Origin of the sequence: Priestia sp. FSL H7-0729 (assembly GCF_038005685.1) — a bacterium.
In the GTDB taxonomy this organism is placed as follows: Bacteria; Bacillota; Bacilli; order Paenibacillales; family Paenibacillaceae; genus Paenibacillus.
This window is the reverse complement of record NZ_JBBOTQ010000012.1, coordinates 132,894-150,237: the sequence shown is the minus strand read 5'-3', so window position 1 is coordinate 150,237 and position 17,344 is coordinate 132,894. Positions and strand designations below refer to the sequence as shown.

The 17,344-nt window shown below is 45.1% G+C and carries 17 protein-coding genes; 4 read left to right on the top strand and 13 right to left on the bottom strand.

Features of this window, described 5'->3' with window-relative positions; translation table 11 throughout:
* Positions 1–608: 608 nt before the first annotated feature.
* The 8 genes from MHH93_RS22670 to MHH93_RS22635 all read right to left on the bottom strand — a co-directional run bounded on the left by MHH93_RS22670 (position 609) and on the right by MHH93_RS22635 (position 8,028).
* Complete coding sequence (locus MHH93_RS22670) at positions 609–1,784, bottom strand: YhgE/Pip domain-containing protein (RefSeq protein ID WP_500055871.1); 1,176 nt, start codon at positions 1,782–1,784, stop codon at positions 609–611.
* A gap of 80 nt (positions 1,785–1,864) precedes the next feature.
* Positions 1,865–2,296: a MarR family winged helix-turn-helix transcriptional regulator gene (locus MHH93_RS22665; RefSeq protein ID WP_500055870.1), complete on the bottom strand. Its 432-nt coding sequence runs from the start codon at positions 2,294–2,296 to the stop codon at positions 1,865–1,867.
* Positions 2,297–2,462: 166 nt separating this feature from the next.
* Positions 2,463–2,630 (bottom strand): DUF3934 family protein, encoded by a 168-nt coding sequence (locus MHH93_RS22660; RefSeq protein WP_076333364.1) that lies wholly within the window; start codon positions 2,628–2,630, stop codon positions 2,463–2,465.
* Between the two features lie 137 nt (positions 2,631–2,767).
* The gene (locus MHH93_RS22655; RefSeq protein ID WP_500055869.1) at positions 2,768–3,988 is read right to left on the bottom strand and encodes an MFS transporter; all 1,221 of its coding nucleotides are present in this window, start codon (positions 3,986–3,988) and stop codon (positions 2,768–2,770) included.
* 32 nt (positions 3,989–4,020) lie between these two features.
* Positions 4,021–4,620 carry a TetR/AcrR family transcriptional regulator gene (locus tag MHH93_RS22650; RefSeq protein ID WP_500055875.1) on the bottom strand — a complete coding sequence of 200 codons (600 nt, stop codon included), beginning with the start codon at positions 4,618–4,620 and terminating at the stop codon, positions 4,021–4,023.
* Positions 4,621–4,746: 126 nt separating this feature from the next.
* A complete protein-coding gene (locus MHH93_RS22645; protein WP_500055868.1) occupies positions 4,747–5,895 on the bottom strand; it encodes a S1C family serine protease in 1,149 nt (382 codons plus the stop codon).
* A gap of 14 nt (positions 5,896–5,909) precedes the next feature.
* Positions 5,910–7,037, bottom strand: a complete 1,128-nt coding sequence (locus MHH93_RS22640) for an FxLYD domain-containing protein (protein ID WP_500055867.1) — start codon at positions 7,035–7,037, stop codon at positions 5,910–5,912.
* A 574-nt stretch (positions 7,038–7,611) separates the two neighbouring features.
* A complete protein-coding gene (locus MHH93_RS22635; RefSeq protein WP_500055874.1) occupies positions 7,612–8,028 on the bottom strand; it encodes a VOC family protein in 417 nt (138 codons plus the stop codon).
* Positions 8,029–8,306: 278 nt separating this feature from the next.
* Between MHH93_RS22635 and MHH93_RS22630 the strand changes: the two genes are divergently transcribed.
* Entirely contained in the window at positions 8,307–9,077 is a 771-nt protein-coding gene (locus MHH93_RS22630; RefSeq protein WP_500055866.1) for a class I SAM-dependent methyltransferase, read from the top strand.
* A 112-nt stretch (positions 9,078–9,189) separates the two neighbouring features.
* Here the strand turns inward: MHH93_RS22630 and pbp4 are convergent, their stop codons facing one another.
* On the bottom strand, positions 9,190–11,277 hold the full coding sequence (gene pbp4 / locus MHH93_RS22625) for a penicillin-binding protein PBP4(5) (protein WP_500055865.1): 2,088 nt from the start codon (positions 11,275–11,277) through the stop codon (positions 9,190–9,192).
* A gap of 177 nt (positions 11,278–11,454) precedes the next feature.
* Between pbp4 and MHH93_RS22620 the strand changes: the two genes are divergently transcribed.
* Entirely contained in the window at positions 11,455–11,859 is a 405-nt protein-coding gene (locus MHH93_RS22620) for a CBS domain-containing protein (RefSeq protein ID WP_074093601.1), read from the top strand.
* Positions 11,860–11,958: 99 nt separating this feature from the next.
* Here MHH93_RS22620 and MHH93_RS22615 read toward each other — a convergent pair whose 3' ends face one another.
* Genes MHH93_RS22615 through MHH93_RS22600 form a run of 4 tightly spaced genes read right to left on the bottom strand, consistent with a single transcriptional unit; the run spans position 11,959 to position 14,008 of the window.
* The gene (locus MHH93_RS22615) at positions 11,959–12,399 is read right to left on the bottom strand and encodes a tetratricopeptide repeat protein (protein ID WP_500055864.1); all 441 of its coding nucleotides are present in this window, start codon (positions 12,397–12,399) and stop codon (positions 11,959–11,961) included.
* Positions 12,396–12,845, bottom strand: coding sequence for a hypothetical protein (locus MHH93_RS22610; protein WP_307539795.1), 450 nt, complete (start codon positions 12,843–12,845; stop codon positions 12,396–12,398). The genes MHH93_RS22615 and MHH93_RS22610 overlap by 4 nt, the downstream gene beginning before the upstream one ends.
* Before the next feature lie 25 nt (positions 12,846–12,870).
* On the bottom strand, positions 12,871–13,347 hold the full coding sequence (locus tag MHH93_RS22605; RefSeq protein WP_500055863.1) for a GyrI-like domain-containing protein: 477 nt from the start codon (positions 13,345–13,347) through the stop codon (positions 12,871–12,873).
* Positions 13,334–14,008: a hypothetical protein gene (locus MHH93_RS22600; protein ID WP_500055862.1), complete on the bottom strand. Its 675-nt coding sequence runs from the start codon at positions 14,006–14,008 to the stop codon at positions 13,334–13,336. Before MHH93_RS22600 ends, MHH93_RS22605 begins: the two co-directional genes overlap by 14 nt.
* 188 nt (positions 14,009–14,196) lie before the next feature.
* On the opposite strand from MHH93_RS22600, the gene MHH93_RS22595 reads away from it, so the two are divergent.
* Entirely contained in the window at positions 14,197–14,799 is a 603-nt protein-coding gene (locus MHH93_RS22595; protein ID WP_500055861.1) for a hypothetical protein, read from the top strand.
* Positions 14,800–15,035: 236 nt separating this feature from the next.
* Entirely contained in the window at positions 15,036–17,276 is a 2,241-nt protein-coding gene (locus MHH93_RS22590; RefSeq protein WP_500055860.1) for an S-layer homology domain-containing protein, read from the top strand.
* Positions 17,277–17,344 lie beyond the last annotated feature (68 nt).

The following is a 17,344-nucleotide window of genomic DNA, read 5'->3' as shown; positions in this document are numbered from 1 at the left end:
TCCAAACTTTCGCGTTCATTCTGCAAGCAGAATGTTTACTCACTCGTTGTTCAGTTTTCAAAGATCAAACTTATTTCGTTACCGAATGTCGTTCTCTTCAGCAACTCTTATATAATATCATGTCCGAACCAACTTTGCAAGCTATTTTTTTAAGTTTCTTTCGAAGCTTATTTCATTTGCTTGCCGCACCGTGTTTCTTGTGTTTTCTTGGCCGGATTAATAATATATCACGTATAGATATTAATTACAATACTTAATTTTAATAAAACTCATTTACAAATATCAACTACCTTTACTGTGTTGCTCTCCTCTATCCCAGTGTAAAGTTTATTATAGCTTAAATGACATTCTTTCCATTCATACATCGTATTACATGTCTAATTGATTTTAAACTTATTAGCCTACATCTCCTCTTATATTTTAGTTTTAATATGCTCAATTTAGGTTGTCCTTTTATCAAGGTCATGTAAGATTACTGTGGTTCACTGTAAGTTACCACGCGTATAAGCAGAGGGACTTATAGAAGATACACAAGAAAGTGATGCACGCATATTACTTACGAGTACCACTTTCTTGTGTGTTTTTACATTATATATAGAAGGAAACTCTTAATGTTGTGCCTGTGCTGATGCTGGAGGCGACATCGTGATTTGTCCATTATCTGCTTTTTGCATGCCAACTCGCAGCAGCGTAATCCCCCACGTTATAACCGCGATCAACAGAAGATGAACCATGTATCCACCTACGGCTTCTCCACTATAGATCAAACGCATGAATCCCTGTACTCCATTGGAGGCGGGCAAAAAGTTTCCAATATAACGGTAGAATGGCGCCAGCATCTCGGCTGGAATGATATTTCCTGCTGTCATCAACTGGAGCGGAACCATCGCTACATTAAATAGAGGGCCTGCGTTGCCAAACAGGGCAAAACTCATTTGTGTAAAACAGATACAAGCCAGACTCACCAGCATATGATACAGATACAAAGCGCCGAACGAGGTCGCAACATCCGTGAATAGAAGAGCTACTGTATCTACAATTAGAGGAACAATCACAGCTATACACAATAATAACATTTGCCGTCCCCAGAAGATTTCCCATTTGGTATGGCTACGCTTCATCATATTAGACGTAATATTGAACTGAATGTTCATAGTCATCGACGCAATGTAGGTGATAAAACCCAAAATCATGGGCAGCATCGATGTAGCAAAATCACTTACACTGTTGGTTTTATTAATCTCAGCCTTCACAGGCCCTTCATTCATCTTTGCCATCGCTTGTCCAATAGCTGCACTGAGCTCGTCTTTGGTAGTACTATCCTGGTTAAGTGTCACTTGAACCTTGGACTCCAAAATCCCTTCACCCATCTGTGCAGTCATTCCAGTAGCCGCGTGTTCCACAATGGATTTGGCTACATCCGCATTTCCCTGATTAATATAGAAGGACAAACTTGCCCCTGTACCGCCTTCAATCTGGTCAGCGAAACCTTTCGGAATAACAATAACCATCGCATAGTTACCCGTGTTCATCTGTTTCTCGGCTTCCTGAGCAGAATCCAGTACATTGACATGAAAAGGCGCGAGTGTTTCAATCTGCTTCTGCACCTCTATACCTTGTGTCCCATCTTCGTTCACCAGAGCAACTTGAAGTTGATCCACTCTCTCCGTGGCCTGATGATAACCCGTCATCCAGATCACCACAAATAACAGTGGAACAATCAATGCAAAAACCAACCCTATTTTCGTCTGTGGTACTTTAAGAAAATCTTTGAAGCTTTTCATTCGTTCACGACTCCCATTAGTTAAAATTAAAATAATTGCACTGCATATATATGCACATGCACATATTAGGCCAAAAAAATTTATTTCATCTTTTCATAAATGCGATTCATCACATTCATAAATGCTTCAAGCTCTGCAGGTGAACATTCGGCGAGTGCCTCTTGCTCTTGCTGTTTTGCCTTTGGTGTCAGAACGTCGTTCATTTCCAGTCCTTCCGCCGTCAAACATAGCAAAACCGCTCTGCGGTCCTGTGGATCTTCTTCTCTTGTCACCAGACCTTTGCGAATCAACTTGTCTATAATTTTGCCTACCGTTGTCTGGTCCCGGACGGTTAATTCAGCCAGTTTTTTCTGTGATATATGGCTTCCAGCCTTGCTCAATTCATTCAGAACTGCAAATTGTTCCGGAGTAATATCCTGTTCACTTAGATTTCTGGTTGTTGTTTTTTTGTATGCCAGATACGTGCGTGACAGAATCAGTCCAAGTGGGTTTTCATCCATATTTACAGACACGCTGATGCTCCTCTCTCCATATAGTAGCACTACCATCTAATTTGCGTAAGCTCTATATTATTACCAGATCTGCACTACTGTCAATTGAATTTTTATATACTTCCAAACAAAAAGAGACCCACCCGTTAGTCAGGCAGCTCTCTTCTCTGGCATCGTCAAGCCACACTTACTCGGGCTTGCCACTTGAAGTTTCGGTATCGTCCTTCTTCTTGGTACCTTTACTTTTATAAGGCTTCGGGGTACTTTTCGCCCGGTTAGCAGCGGCTTGCCAACGGTTCCAGCCTTTTTTGCCTGTACCACGGCCAGTGCCGCCTTTTCCTTTTGCTTTGCTCATGTTATCACTCCAATAATCCTGTATATGCTTAAAATGACCGTCCTCGGTAACTTATTATGCAACCCAGCCCATCTAATTCACTTCCAGCAATTCTTATTATACCAAAAATCAATGCTCCTTCGTCTTTCCAAAAATAATTACATTTGAGTCTTCGGTTGTTTCACCGTTTTAGCCCCTCTGAGTACCCGCAAGGATAACAGGAAACAGATCGCCAGAACGGCTGCTGCTGAAACGTAAGGATAGTTAATATTTACATCAAACAGTGCTCCAGCTACAATTGGACCCGCGATGTTCCCCAAACTGGTATACGCCGAGTTCAATCCGGCCACAAAGCCCTGTTGTTCTTGTGCCAGTTTGGACATCTGTGTGCTTATCGCCGGACGTAAAATGTCCATCCCCAGAAAGACGATAAACGTTACGACAAGAATGAGCCAGTACGTATGCACAAACAAGGTCAACAGTACAAATACGGCTACAAATAACAGACAGACTGAAATGACCATCTTTTCACCAAACCGATTGAGCAACCAACCGATCAGGGATACTTGCACAACCGCACCCGCGATGGAACCAAATGTAATGATAAATGCAATGTCTTTGGTCGTGAAGCCAAACTTGTGATCCACAAACAGTGAAAATACCGTCTCATAGTTCGCCAAACCAAACGCCATAACAAACACGATAATCAAGCTGAAAAAGTATGGTTCACGATACGAATTCAGCAATTGGGATACCATACCCGGAGCTTTGACCTTCTCTGTGCCAACCAGAGGTTTAGTTTGCTCTCCTGTGCTTCGCGTGGATTCCGGCAAAATAATTAATGTAATGATGGATGCCAGCAAACCGGCAACCCCTGCGGCGTAGAACGGAATTCGAATGCCAAAGTCAGCAATGTATCCACCAATTCCCGGGCCGATGATAAACCCGGTTGTAATCGCAGCATTAATCAATCCCATACCTTTGCCGCGTTCTTCTTCGGTTGTAATATCTGCGGTGTAAGCCATAACCGCAGGGAAAATCATCGCTGCACCGATTCCGCCTAACATCCGGGCTGCAAAAAGCAGCACTGGTGCATTGACCGCACCAAACATAAACTCGGATACGGCAAAGATCAGCATACCGCCAACGATGATTTTTTTACGTCCCCACGTATCCGACCATCGACCAGCGAGCGGGGAGAACAGAAACTGAGTGAAGGAAAATGCCGCGACCAGCAATCCAACCGTGAATCCAGTGATATGCAGTAGATCCATATACGCAGGCATGATCGGAACAACCAGACCAATACCGGTAAAAACGAGAAAAATATTAAACATCAACAGCAGCAATGCGCCCCTGTTCCGTGTTAGTAATGCCATGATTCCATCCTCCGTAGTTGTCAAAATGTTGCTTAAGCTTTATCTTTTGCAATCCCATGTAAGAATACACTGGCGGCCTGGCGGTATAGCGCAAGAGCTTGTTCAGGCTCCATCCCCCGGGACATCTGACTAAGACCTATAATGGTACTTTCCAAGATCAGTGCGAGATTGTCTACGTTTCCCTCTTCGAACTCTCCACTCAATATGCCTTCTTCCACCAATTGTTTGTTGAATTGGATGTGACGTTCAAACATCACGGAGATCCGTTCCTCAATATCATTTTCTTTCTTCTCCCCAGTGAAGAACTCATCGGCTGCTTTGGTTAAAGGGTGATTCATATCATCCAGTACCAATTGCTCCGCCAAGCCATAAATCTTCTCCGTGGAGGTGCGGTAGAGATGTTCTTTGGCCGCCCAGCTCGCTTCCCACTCCCGGTCCCACTCATCAATGAGATAGAGGAACAGACCTTCCTTACTTTTAAAATGGTAATAGATATTGCCCTTGCTGCTACCCGTCGCAGCAACAATATCTTCAATTGATGTTGCTTTATAGCCTTTTTGTACAAAAAGGGCTTTGGAAGCATCCGCAAGTTTCTTCTTGGTCTGCTCAGTTTGAAGTTGCTTTTTATTCATATTCATTCCATTTCACTCCGTCCCTTGCATACTGAACATTCGTTCTGTATTTTAACAGATGCATCGAATATAAGCAATCAAAAAAGGAGAGTGGCACATCAGCCAACTCTCCTTTTTTGATTTATTTTATGTTATTTTCTTACCTTTACCATGCAGTATCTTCAATTGACCATTCTCAGAAGCAACCTGATATGTAACCTTATACTTCGTGGTTACATATTCGCCATCCCTGCGTTCATCGGCTGTAATCACTGCAGTCACTTCCATCCCGTCATTGCCCTTGTCTATAGAGGAGACCTCTCCAATCGTCACATAACTGGTATTCAGGTAACCCTCGCGAAATTTGGCATAACTTGTGCCACTCTGCCATTCACTTCCGAGCAAAGCATAAGCTGTAACATAGTCCCCTAGATTCAGACTGTTGTAAAACTCGGTCACCACCCATTCTGCATTAGCTGAAGCAGAGGTCGATCCCGATCCATTACCACCAGCCGTCTGAACCGCCGTTGTGCTGGATGAATTCTTGGACCAGGCTTGCACTTGCTTCATCACGGTAGTGATTGGGATACTGAACCCAATCCCACCCTCCTGCTCCACAACGGCTGAGTTAATACCAAGCACTTCGCCCGTCTCTGCGTTGATTAGTGGTCCGCCACTGTTGCCATGGGTAATCGGCGCCGAGATCTGATACAGATTGCTGTAAATGTAAGGCGCAATTTCGAAGCTGCGTCCAACACCGCTGATAATGCCTGTAGTTACCGTGTTCTCTAATCCCAGCGGGCTCCCAAGAGCCAGGATTTCATCTCCAGTCTCGGCTTTAGATTTGGCGATAGCCAGCGGTTTCAACTTTTTCAGATCAGGTACTCGAACAACAGCAATATCTGTTTCTTCCCCGATTCCAATTACGGTTCCTTTGTATTCCTCATGATTCAGAGTACGTATCGTCACTTCCTTCGAACCTGCTACCACATGAGCATTGGTTACAACATCTCCCTGATCATTATAGAGAAACCCGGAGCCTAGCCCGCTGCTACTCTCGATTGTAACCACTTTTTTCTGACTCTCCTCAATAATCTGTTTACGTGTTTTCTTCACGGCTGTCTTGGAGGACGGTTTGGATGCTGCGGTTTCTGTTTCTTTCGCATTAACAACTGCCAATCTCGGTTCAGCCTGCAACTGATCTGCTGTATAACTGTGAATCCAGAACACGCCTCCTGCTCCGGCTCCTATAATGATTGCACTGGATATAATGGTGCTCCATATTCGTTTGCCCATTCCGACCTGTCCTCCTATTCCAGATACCACGTTGCATTCACAACAGATACTTCTGCTTCTTGGTATACACCATAATAATACGTCTCAAAAAATCCTTCTTCACCCACTTCAAGCCAGCTTGGATACACATCCACATGGGTTTGCCCTAGATAAGTGCCGTCTGTACCATATATATCTACCATAACGGTGACGGAAGAGATCGGCCGAGTTGCATTGTTAATGATTGAACCGCTAATATACAGGTCACCATACATATCAAGCGCGGCTTCGACATTCACAATGCTCACTGCCGACGTTCGATTCTTCAGATCTTCTTCTGCTGCCTGCTGTTCGGCAAGTTGAATCCGTTCGGCTTCCGCTTTTTCGAAATTTTTCTTCTCACTTAGCACCCGATCGCGATACGCTGTCAGTTTGTCATCCTCCGGCGCATAAGACAGCCCTTGATCGACCGTTTGCAATGCCGCTGCAAAATCCTTTGTCTTGACTTGCTGCTCAGCCTGCTTGTAGCTAATCCCTGCCAGCTTATCAACAATTTGCTTCTCTACTGCTTCGGCTTCCTTACCCTTCAGATTCGATATCGTATCCAGCTTCTCAGCCAATGCCTCTACTGTCGTCAAACTATCGATTTCTTTCTTCACCTTCAGCACAGCCAGCGTAACCTTTCTATTACTTAATGTGGCACGCACTTTGGTGAAAACGGGCTCTTCTCGCTCTTTCAGTACTTTCGCTACCGCCTGAATGGATTTGTCTCCTTCTGAGAGTTTTCCTGTTTTTAGACTTGTGGCAGCCTCATTTAACTGATTCATCAGATTGAACGCTTTCGCCGTAATTTGCCGATCCTGCACAAGTGCATCATAGTTTGGCCGTTTCACTAGAGCGGTGTCTAGCAGTTGAAGAGCCTCTTTATATTTCCCCTCTAGTGCAACTTGTTCCGCCTGTTGATGCAGAGACTTCACCTCCGCATTAATACTCATCTCCTGCTTGTAGTAGAACGTTAGCAAAGCCCCCATCACGGCTGCCAGTAACAGTGGAATGATCCAACTAAATGCACGGCCTTGAATGGTGTTGCCCTGTCTGGGTGCAGGCTGTTGTTGCCGGGATAATAATTCGGCTGTTTCCCCTGTTCTTTTTTCCAAACCCACGGCTGTTTCCGCCCAGATCTGTTCCTCTGTGGAGCTTGCATCTTTCAGTTTTGTGTTACACGTTCTGCACGTACTATCCCCAGGACTACTTTTGGTCCCACATATGTGACAATACATCCTAATCCCTCCATCAAAAAGAAACGTATGTATACTTACCTTCTAACTTTTTAGTACATCAGCTTTTGGCATCTTTCGATACTTATTGTCAACATGAATCGACACTTATCATATAGCAAAAAGGTAAATTACACCATATGTTATCCTGATAAATTCGGTGCGTGTTTTCCATAAAATAAGAAGGAGATACCTACACGCGGTATCTCCTCCTGTTCAGCTCTGCTGTTCTGCGTGCACCCAGATGTTGCCCAGTTCGTTGGCATTGATCGCAAATGCGTTACCGCCCTGTCCAACCGATACTTTGGCTGACTGTCGTCCCTTTTTAAAAAGCTCGGGTTATCCTATTCATGTCCATGTACATGGGGATGTGTGAATTCGTACTTCAGATAATAAATGGATGCAGAAAAGAAGCAAAAAACCTTCCTATTATAGGAAGGTTCTACTAATTTTCTTTTTGTCACGCCGAAGGAAAAGCGCTTAGATCCATATAGGAGACTTCCCACAGATGATCATCCAGATCCTGAAAACTCCATCCATACATGAATCCGTGATCCTGCGGTTCGTTGGATGGCTTCGCTCCTGCATCAAGGGCAGCTTGTACAATCGAATCTACCTGCTCACGGCTATCTACAGACAGGGCAACGATGACTTCGGTTGTATCGGCAGCATTGGAGATTTTTTTCGAGATAAAGGATTGGAAACGGTCTTCCACCAGAAGCATAGCGTAAATGTTATCTCCGATGATCATACACGTTGCAGACTCGTCCGTAAAATTGGCGTCAAACTCAAATCCCACCTTAGTAAAAAACTCAACGGATTTCTTCAAATCTTGAACAGGTAAATTGACAAAAATCTGCTTGGCACGAATAGCCACCATGGATCACCTCGAACTCATAGAATAGATTCCACCTCAAAATAACACCTCGCGAATGCGCTGTCAATTAAATATAATGGAGACATTCCAACTTGTGAGGTGACACGGATGTTGCTCCGTATTGTTCGAAGTAAATAGTCGTCGGGCTGGGTCAAAACGCGTGCCAGCTATATAGGGACACGTCTGTCCTTTTGATCCTATTCGACTATCTACAATAGACCGATCTGGTGCAATGTTCTTGTCCTGTCCAAACAAACTCACATTGGAGGAATATGTAAATGAAAAACAAAATAGATTACGCTGGCTTTTATGAACGCGTAGGCCGGAAGAATGGCTGGAACTTCAGCTCCATGAACGTTGTCTCGGAGAAAATCGGATGGAACTTCTATGAGGAAGTTGTTCGCTATACGCGATCATCCGATCTGTTGCTGGATATTGGAACAGGCGGTGGAGAAGCTGTTCTGTCCATTGCGGGAGAAGCCTTATTACTGGTGGGAATTGACCTCGCTCATGGAATGATTGAGACAGCACAGCAGAATCTTCTGGCTACGGGAGCTCATTCCGTGGGAACTCATTCCAATGTACGCTTTCTTCAAATGGACGCAGAAAAACTGGCTTTTCCTGATTTTTTCTTTAATGTGGTATCCTCCAGACACTCCGGGTTCTCTTCTTCAGAAGTATTCAGGGTACTTGATACGGGCGGGATATTTCTAACCCAGCAGGTCAGCGAACACGATAAATCCAACATCTCAGAAGCTTTTGGCCGTGGGCAGAGCCTTGGCATTGAACCTGGCACCTTGATGGAACGATACAAGCATGAACTTCAAAAAGCAGGTTTTCATGACATTCAGGCCCGTGAATATAACGTGGTGGAGCATTACGCTACACCCGAAGATTTGATGTTTCTCCTAACGCATGCACCCATCATTCCTGATTTCGGAAAGGTAGAAACTGACTTTGAACGATTCCAGCAGTTTGTGAGAGAGCATTACGAAGAGCAGGGCATTCGTACCAACTCGGCACGCTTCATGATTACTGCAAGGAAATAAATGATCCCATATAATTGAATAAAATAGATCAAAAAAAGTCCCGGTCACATGTTAGTACCTTAACATAGTGACCGGGCTATTTATGCTTGTGAAGCTAGACATTACATCGGAGTTACTGCGAAATCTCCAACTTTTCCAAAAAAGGCTTTAATTTATCCACGACATAATGGCTTCCGCCCCTGCCGTTCACCTCTTCAATTACAGCGGTTAACAAGTAGGTCGGAGAGTCGGTATCAAACACTACGAAAAATCCGTTTTCCTGCCCCTTCTCTCCCTTTTTCGCTTTCAGTTCGGCTGTTCCCGTCTTGCCTGCCAGCCCTCCAGGAATTGAATTCAAGGTGTGGGCCGTGCCTCCCTGACGGGAAACCACTTCTCCTAAAGCATTTTTAACCGTATTTGCGGCTTCCGGAGTAATGATCACCTCTGGGTCTGAAGTTTCTTTTTCCTCGATCAGGACAGGCTTCACCATTTTCCCCTCATTAATAAAAGGTGTAAAGGACGATGCCAGATGAATCGGGGACATTAACATCTCTCCTTGTCCGTAGGACGTATCCGCGAGTAATACCTCAGAAGACAGATCCAGATGTGCTTCATTGGCATATTGGCTTGGCTTCAGATACAGTTCATCCAGTCCAAAGTTATCACCAAAACCGAACTTCTGGATCCCATCAATAAACTTGGCGCTCCCCATCTCGATCGCTTCCATGGCAAAGTAAATATTGTCCGAGTACACCAGCGCATCGACCATGTTAACTGGGGATAAACTCTTCACCCGTTTGACGTAATATCCGCCCCAACTGTCGTCCTTACGCCACTGCAAGCCAGAGATATCATGGGTTTTGTCCGCTGTGGTCACCTTCTCCATCAGTCCCGCTGCGGCTGTAATCGCTTTGAAGGTTGATCCTGGTGCGTATCGGGTCGTGACTCTGTTGATAAATGGAAGCTTCTCATTCGCCGAATACGCATCCCACTCTGCCTGTGTAAGTCCTGTAACCATCTTGTTCGGGTTATAGGAAGGTGCACTGACCAACGCTAACAGGTTGCCGTCCGTCGGATTCATCAGAACCATCGCACCGGCGTCTCCACCACTGGACAATGTCTGATACAATTTCTTTTGCTGCTTGGAGCTAATCGTCAGTTGAACATTCTGTCCATCTACAGCATCCTTGCGAATAAGCTCAGAACGGGAGTTGCCGGATTCATCCGTAATTTCAATCAAACCACCACGTTCACCGCGCAGCTGTTTCTCCATGGACTGCTCCAAACCCGCTTTACCGATCCAATCCTCTGCGCGATAATACCCTTCCGTATCCTTATCCAAGTCTTCCTTGGTGGCTTTGCGCACGTAACCAATCAAGTGCGCAGCCGCCTCACCGAGTGGATAATAACGGATCTCCTTGCTCTGCATCGTAACCCCGCTCAAAGATTCTGGCACGTCAAACTCCTCCGTTGAACCAATCGGGACAAAGTACTCCGGCTTCACCCATGTCTGGGCAAGCGCCTTGTGAATGGCATCTTCCGAAACCTGATAATGGCTCGCGATTCGGGCAATCATCTGGTCCGGGTTATCACCAAGTTTCTCCGGTACGATGCCCCATTCGTTCATCGTGCCCTTGGTAGCAAGTGGCAAGCCATCCCGATCCACAATGTCTCCCCGATCCGGGAACAGTGTCCTCACTCGTACCTTACTTCCCTTAACCATGTCATTCAGGATCAGTGAAGGCTGCCAGTTAATTTGCCAGTTTTTACTCCCATCCTCAAGTTCCTGACGGGCCAGTTTTAATGTATGCGTCTCACTGACTTCTCCCAAAAAAGTTGTCAGTTGCAGATTGTAATCCACCTCATACGTATCCGGGTTTTGTTTCTCTGCATCGGTCTTGCTGTCATCGGAAGCCGTTTCGGCAACATCCACAGGCTTAACCTCCGCCTTGACAGTGGATACTTCCATGCCCGAATAGATCGCATTGTATTTCTCAACAAATTGATCCTTGGTCATACCCGACTCTTCCAGCGAAGCAGGCGTCATCAAGGTGTACAGCTGATCAAACTCTTTTTTTTGCAGATGCTCTATGTACTGATTCACGGTAGTCTGGGGCTTGGCTTCTGCTTCTTTGTTATTCTGCATGTATAGATACATTCCGATTCCACCTGCAAACAAGATGGGTAGCAGTCCGTACATTAATTTACGTTTGGATTTCATGGTTACATCACCTCTAATATACACTATAGATTTCCAGAGCCATTTAAACAATGAAACAAATCTGACGAATTTATCATTAAAAATAGCCGAAAGCTCACATAATATGTTTAAATAAGGATAGTGAGATTACATACTAAAGCTTTTTTGCTATGCAAAAGGCTGAAAAGGAGCCCGATGATGGAAATCAGCTATTTTTTACTCCCCAAAGCCGAAGTGGCCTATATCAAGTCTACCGCTTCCATGAAAGATGCTATTGAGCAATTGGAATCGCACCACTACACCGCCATTCCCGTGATTGACCAGGATGGAAAATATGTTGCTACCCTGTCCGAAGGCGATTTGTTATGGAAAATGCGAAATACACCCGGTTTAACTTTTGATACGATGGATCAGGTTCAAGTCCATGAAATTAACAATCGGGTATATAATGAATGTGTATTCATTGAGGCTGAAATGGAGGATATGCTGACACTTGCAGCAGACCAAAATTTTGTGCCTGTGGTGGATGTCGATCGTGTCTTCCTCGGTATTATCCGTCGTAAGGATATTATTGAATACTATACGCGTAACATTTCGGATTAGATGAAGCTGAACGTCCCGTAATAAACGAAAGGGTACTCCGTGGTCTTGTTTGGCCAAAGCGAGTACCCTTCTTTTTTGCATGGCATGGTCGGAATCACACTACGTACGTTTGGCACGCTCTTTCTTATAGTAACTCAACACGTCCTTCGGGTTGCCCTGGAATGCACGCTCTTTACCGAACTCATAGGCCTGATGCAGATACGAATACGCCTCGTCATGCTGTTCAAGTCTCATGCAGATCATGCCGAGATCGATCAATGGACTTGTATTTCTATCCGTACTCCGCGTATGTAGTGATATCTCAGCCCACGGCTTTGCCAGTTCATATTGCTTCAGATCCATATGTGCATTCGCGTGGCAGGACGCGATCCAGCTTGCAATCTCCAATTCCATCTTTGGCTCCGGCAACATGCCCCATGCCTGATCATAATAGATAAGTGCTTGTTCATGCTGCTGTGTCTCATCCAGCACATTACCGGCTTCTACCGTTTCTATAATTTGTCGCTCCAGCTCGGCATGTTCCGGTGTTAGATCTTTCATTGCACCGTCTCCTCCTCCAGGACGAAATACCACTCCAGAAAAGCGTTGAAGTCTGCCCACTGCGGTTTACTCTCGCCATTAAGAAACCGTTCGATCGACTCCCCCAGTTCCACCAGCACCACTTCTCCGGTCTGACGGTTGTAGAAAAATCCACCTTCACCTTCAAAACTATCCATTGGAATATACGCCTCGGGAAGTCCCAGCGTAAGCTGTGCTACATTCATGTCTTCCATATATACGGTGTTCTCCATAAACCAGCAGATCTGGTACAACTCCTGATGCCTGCTGTAAAAAGTCGGTCCATCCTCTGCATGTAAATAAAATTGTGCAAAATCCGAATGAAGATCAATTTCAAGCTTCCGTAATGCTTCTTCGTAGGCTGCTGGAACATCTTCATGCCACCAACCTTGCTCCTGGCAATGATCAATCACTTTATTGGATAACATCGTAGACCTCCTGATATAATTTTTCTCACACAGATTTTACGGGTATCCAGATTTGGGGAGGTGTGCCGTGACCTCTGTACACTTCAAGTTCCGGAATACCTGCATGCTGATATGAAGTGGAGGGAAACCACTCTGTCATAATATGGTGCCACAACCGTTGTATCGCCTCGGGCTCTAATTCATCGGCCTCAAATACAACCCAATGGGACGCGGGCAGTTCGATGGACACCAAACCTTCAGGCACTTCACCTGAGTGAGAAGTGGCAATCCAGTACTCCATTTGATTGTCTTGCAGCTCCCTCTGATCCACACAGATACCCACCAGACCGGGAATAGCTCCGTTATTGAACCCGTTTAAACGTTCCTCAATTCCGTCTGCCAAAGTATCCTGCCACATCTTAGGAATTTCTCTTAAATTCTCGCCATCCACACAAGAAAATGTTCGTTTAATTCCCACAAAGGTAAGTGACTGCTGTCCAATTACATGTTCATTCACATTCATTAAGATGGACTCCTCTCTGAGAGCGATACGGGGCACAGTTTTCCATGACCCATTCATGAAATAATTGGTGGGCGCTGCTGGCATCCGGAGCCGTAAAAAGATACGTTCCCTCCACCTCTCGCCGACTCATCCTGGAATCTGCAAGATCCCGATCCTCTTCTTCATTCAAAACAATTCGATACGCCCCATCTTCCTCTCGGAAGCCAAGGGCGTGTACATTCGTATGTTGTTTATAGTAGCCTAACTGCAGAACGGCTGGTTGCTCTTCTGCCATTTTGCCCGTGAAGGCTGGATTGGGAAACTCCTCATCGAAACTGGCTTCATCTGGTGCGATACCTTGATAGTAACCGTTAACTACATTGCCTAGCAGATTTACAATCTGATGTGCGTAGACATATGGAAACTGTTTAATCTCATACACATCACGATCCCACTGATGCCATTGCAAATACTCCATGATTTTGGAATAAGTAAAGCTGACGGCACTGGAAAGTTCTCGATCCAAAGGCTGATTGGCAGTAAGGCGGGTCAGTTCCATAATACTGTTCACGTATTGCCAGAATAGTTTCTGATCGAAACGTGCTTCCTCATGCAGCATATACAACAAGGTATTCTCTTCTGCTCGTGCATTTCGCATCAGTATCTGAAGTGCTTGTTCCATATATGATATATACCTCCGATAAGTCCTACAGTTACTGTATCAAAAGAGTAGGTAGATTGGAAATAGTGCACGTATTCCTATTCACACAAAACATATCGGATTCACGTTCACCTTCCATTTCCTTATTCTGGTGCAACTTTCTTCTTACTCGTTCGTCTAACTACTGACCAACAACGAAGGAGATGACTATGCGAATAACTTGCAGCCCCGGTTTTCCTGGAAGCATGATCGGATCCATTGATCTTCAGCCATCGAAGTATTACAGCCCACCTTCCATGAACAGTATGATTACAGATTATGTTGACCCCGAACTCATTACCATTCCCTATGTGGAAGATCCGGAATTCGGATCACACTTTGACGCCATGAAGGTCATGAACGGAACTTATAAAAAAGAAATGCATGTGAGCTATGATGTGGAGTTTACGATTGATGTAGATAAAAAAGGCTATATTACGCAATTTGAACATACGTTCCAGCTGGAACGTTATCTGGATCTAGTTCGCACACAGTCCTATAAAGTAATCAAGACGAACTGGTGTGGACAAACATTTCATGTGATGACATACAGTTACCTGGAGGAAGTCATTCATCCGAAGAACGTTCTATTTAAATGTAACAATGCCGAAGATGTCTTCGTCGTGGCTGAACTCATACCTCATCGTGTTGGTGGCATTGTGGTACAGCCCAATAATCTTTATCTTCATTTCCGTGCATTAATCTCGGCACGAGATGATCTGTACCCATTAGATTATATGTGTGAGCCTGATTTCGACCTGAGTCTCGACTAACTAAATAGATACATATGTAGAAAGAGCATAAGCTGTCCCGAATCAGCGGGGTAGACTGTGCTCTTTTTTTATAAATGAACTTCCAATTTCACTTATTTAACGCCCTCATTCATACGCTCGCACTATGCTTCCCCTGCCTGCCTCTAAGCAAAATCAGCTGTAATGTCGATGAATATACCATGATTCTGTACATGCATATGTTCTTCGTACATTCAGAATGGAGAGGGGTCGGAAACATGGTTTACCGGAAAAATAAAATGCATTCGCTGTTCGCACTGCCCTTGGCAGGCCTGCTGTTTCTGTTATGGGGGACTCAAGCGGCACATGCGGAACAGGTCGACAGTTTGTTGCCTGAGCGAAGTCAGCAGGAGATTGTTCAGAAGTGGAATCAGTGGATGACTGGCACGGATACAGCTCCCCTGTATACAGAAACACCTTCGACAAGTGCTCCTTACTCTGCTGGTGTGGTAAGTGATGCCTATCTGGAACAAGGGCTGAACGCAGCCAACTTTTATCGTTTTATCACAGGGCTGCAAGGCGATCTTGTCCTTGATCCAACATTGAATCGCCAAGCCCAGCATGGGGCTGTTGTAGTCTCCACGGGTGGATACCTGTCCCATTATCCGAAACAGCCAGGAGATATGCCAAAGGACTTCTTTGACACAGGTTCAAAATCTGCCAGCAGCTCCAATCTGTACGTTACCAGCAGTGCCAAAAATAACGTCCTGACAAAAAGCATTCAGGCCTATATGAATGATTCGGATGCCTCCAATATTGATCGACTGGGTCATCGGCGCTGGATTTTGAGTCCACAACTGCAACGAATCGGATTTGGACTCGCTACTCGCAGTGAAGCAGGTAAGTCATATGATCAGTACTATAGTGCCATGCAGGTATTTGATAAAAGCAGAACTGGAGGAGCTTCGTTCAACTACAGTCTGTTCCCGAATCAAGGCGCATTTCCCATCGAAGCCTTTGGCAGTACACAGGCCTGGTCTGTTCAACTGAATACAGATGTATTCGCAAAACCGTCACGTTCTGAGGTACAGGTCGAGATGACTCGAACTTCCGATCAGCGTACATGGACCTTTAATGCCAACAATCAGAATAGTGGCTTTCCAACCGGTTATTACAATGTGGACCCTGCGGATAAACAATGGTTTAATCAGACCTACTTCAATGTAGAGACAGGTGGATATGGCTATGGCTACGCCATTATCTTCCGTCCCGACGATGTGCAATTGTTGAAGAACGGCGATACGTTCAACATTCGAATTACAGGTCTGCAAAAGAAAAACGGTACAACAGCGGAAATCTCATACTCGACACGTTTCTTCCATGTGGACGGTATTCAAGACGCAACACTTACCCGTATAACGCCAGGACAACAGAACCTGAGCATTCGAGCAGGAGAACAGATTGATCTGCCTTCGATCACTGCCGTGAATGATAACGGAACATCCTATGTTCCACAGTCTAACGTTTCCTTCACGACGACATCAGATCGCATTGCCATCAAGGATGGCAAAATCCTTGGACTTCAGGCTGGTAAAGCCGAAATCCGGATTCGTTTTGAAGGGATCGAAGCGGTTGTCTCTGTTACGGTAACGGGAATCCCCCAATTAAGTGATATTCGCTCACATTGGGCGAAAGATGCCATTCAATGGGCTGTTCAACAGGAGATGGTCAGTGGATACGAGGATGGAACATTCAAACCCAATAATCAGGTTAGTGAAGCCGAGTTCCTCTCCATGTTATTCAAACTGTATGCTGATTCCCATGTTATTCAGAGCATTGATGCTGTGGAGGGACAAGCTGCCAAAGGTAAGATCTGGAGTGATCGTTATTATTCCTATGCTTCCGCGTTGAATCTGAATCTGGATACCAGCCAGCAGAATCCGAAACTCCGCAATCATGCCTTGAACCGGACAGAAGTAGCTGTAATCGTATCAGGTCTTGGCGGTAAGAATTATACCCAGGATGAAGATGCCATCCGGTATCTGCTGAACATGGGATACTCTTCAGGCAAAACAGCAGCTACGGTCCAAGGTTATGCAGGACAAGAATCCTTGACTCGGGCAGAGGCTGTCGTTTTCCTCCAGAACCTGAAGGAAAAAGGCTTCAAGCTATGGGGCAGACCACAGAAGGCCACTGTAGCTACCGAGAATGAAAAGAACGGCGGACTGCCGGATCAGACCATAAAAGCAGTATATTCTGCCGATCACACGCTAGTCCTCCAAGGTACGTTCCCGGCGTATGCCAACCAGACGATGCCGATCAAAATCCATGGTCCTTCCCCTGCTGTAGAGCACATCCAAACACAGCAGGTTACAACAGATGCCTATGGTAATTTTAAACTAACGGTAAGTAACCTCGATGCAAAAGAGCTTAATCTCTATGTGGACGTACGCGAAGATTATTCCTACTGGATCAGTGTAGAGGCGGGGCGAACTGCAATAAGTGATTATACGGAATAACATGTAAAAACCAGCTTAGGAATTCACATCGAATTCCCAGCTGGTTTATTTTTTGGAAGAATACTTTC